The organism is Nostoc sp. CHAB 5715, from assembly GCF_020829685.1.
Taxonomy (GTDB): Bacteria; Cyanobacteriota; Cyanobacteriia; order Cyanobacteriales; family Nostocaceae; genus Nostoc.
The window spans coordinates 1-2,429 of the sequence record NZ_JAIVFR010001052.1 but is presented as its reverse complement, the minus strand read 5'-3'; the positions used below and the strand labels follow the sequence as shown (position 1 = coordinate 2,429).

At 40.3% G+C, this 2,429-nt stretch carries 2 protein-coding genes; both read right to left on the bottom strand.

Features of this window, described 5'->3' with window-relative positions; genetic code table 11:
• The coding region (locus LC574_RS35695) for a GumC family protein (protein WP_229458351.1) at positions 1-1,597 on the bottom strand (1,597 nt) is incomplete at its 3' end.
• A gap of 147 nt (positions 1,598-1,744) precedes the next feature.
• The coding region (locus LC574_RS35690; RefSeq protein ID WP_229458350.1) for a glycosyltransferase at positions 1,745-2,429 on the bottom strand (685 nt) is incomplete at its 5' end.

Sequence of the window (2,429 nt, the reverse complement as noted above, 5' to 3'; positions counted from 1 at the left end):
TCAGATCCAGCGATTCCCAACGCGGTGGAGATTGCAATACCTGAATTGTCCAGGGGGCAAGAACTTCTGGCTTACCAAAAGGCAACTTGATCATTGATTCTCTGGGTTTGGCTGGCGGTAATTTGGGAGTTGTTCCCAACAACGGTATGACCATTTGCTTCTCTAATTCAGCAGTGGTGTGAACTGCATCATCAGCCGATTCTCGAATAAAGGCAGCAATGCCTCCTAACATAAACCCAACCACAGCACCTAACAGCAAGTTCTGTTGAAGATTGGGGCCTAATTGTCCACCTTTTTGAGGTTCTTCCACAACTTCCCAATTAAATCCACCCTTGGAAAGTTCTTGCCGCAATTGCTGTTCTGCTCTTAAAAGCTGCTCTAACCTTTCACGGCTAAATTGTAACTGCGGTAGCATCCGATTGTAATAAGCTAAAAGAGGCGGGAAGCGTTTGATTTCAAAACGCAGTTCGTTTTCTTTTTGGGCCAAAGTTTGATCGCGAGCAGTTAAAGCAACTATAGTTGTCTGTGTTTCTACCAACTGACCAGCAAGGCTGAGATCAATTTGGCCGAGTTGTCCTTTTTCGAGAAGAGAGTCTCCATTCGTGAATGCACCAGCAGACTTTTCGCCTAAAGTTCTTCCTACCTCTTGTTGCAATAATTCCTTCTGGCTCTGAAGCTGTTCTTTGAGCTTTTGCACACTCGGAGTTTCATCTGTAAAGCGTAAGCGTTCTTGTGCTAGTGCTAGTTCGCTTTTTTGGATTTCGTTTAGTAAGCCTTGATAGCGAGTAGATTGACTCAGACGAGAAGCAACAAGAGCATTTTGAGGAGAACGGTTAAGTTGTTCTTCCAAAGATTTTTGGCGTGCTAAAGCTTCGCCATACTGAGCACGAGTTGTCTGTCTTTCTTGGGCAATATTGTTCAAAGCTGTCTCAATCGCTTTGGCCTGTGACTCTGGATCAATTAAGTTCTGATTTCTACGAAACCTTTGGAGGTTTGTCTCAGCCGCGTTTACTTCTTCACTGGCTTTACTTAACTGTTCTCTGATAATTTGCAGACCTTTTTGTAAACGCGAATTCTGTTGTTGTTTGTTATATTCTACATAAACTTGTCGAATTGCGCCCAGAACTTTTTGTGTTTTTTCCGGATCTCCAGCAATGTATTCAACTTGAAAGATTTTAGTAGCGACATTATCTTCTTTGCTCCTTAATTGAGTTAAGACCAAAGAAGCTTTAATCTCAGCTACACTTATATCTGGATAATCAGACTGAAGTTTATCAACTGCTTTTTGGATGAGTCCTGAACTTTGCATCAAGTTAAGCTGGGTGGCAGTATCTATGACTACATTTGAGTCGGTAAATTGGTTGTCTAACCCAGGACCTTCTGTTTTACCTTGATAGTTTGGTTCTACTAACAGTTGCATGGAACTTTTATAAGTTGGTTTGGTTTTAAAAGTTACCATACCTGCAATAGCAAGAGAAGTAATTAATACTGCTAGAAACCAAGGAAATCTTCGCACAAATACGGCAAACAATTGTCCGTAACTTGGTTCAGTTTCTGAAACTTGAGTTATATGAGGATTTAGACTACTTTGAACCACTTTTATTATCCTTGTCTTCAAGACTTACGCTAAGAGATTCTCTGAAAATACCTATTCTTTTTTTACGAACCGCCAAGGACGCCAAGGACGCCAAGGAGGAGAGAGAAAAATAAATAGGTAATCTTATAGGGGCAGGAGATTACGAAATTAAATAAATAATTGCTGCACATCACAAGCTTGGTTAATAATTTGCTCAACTTTGCTAAAGAAGGCATTTTCTGAAAAATTTGCTACTGCATGATTACGGATGCGATCGTAATCCCAAGAAATGCTATTGGCTTCTAGTAATGCAATTTGTAGAGATTCGGGTGTTTGCCTTTTAAAAAAGACTCCTGTTTCACCTGGTATTTGAGTATCTAATACTCCACCTGCTCCATAAGCGATGACTGGTGTGCCGCTAGCATTCGCCTCTACTGGAACTAACCCGTAGTCTTCTAAGGCTGCGACAATAATAGACTTGGCTTTTGAAAACAAGTCTTTGCGCGTTCTATCACTTACGTGTCCCAAGAACTCAATATTTTTTAATGCTTTGGATTTTAACCGTGCTTGTTCTGGCCCATCACCTGATATTAATAAGCGCCATCCCAGCCAATTAAAAGCTTCGACTATTATATCAAGACGCTTATAGCTGATCATCCGGGCTGAGGCCAGATAATATTCTTCTTTTATATCAGAAAAAAGAAATTTACTAGTATCAATTGGATAGTTCACCATCATTGCCTTTTTGCCATAAATATTTTCAATACGGCGGGCAACAACACTAGAATTAGCAATGTAAAGGTCAGGTTCCTGTGCATATTTCAGGTCTACCTTTCTCATTACTTGAAATATT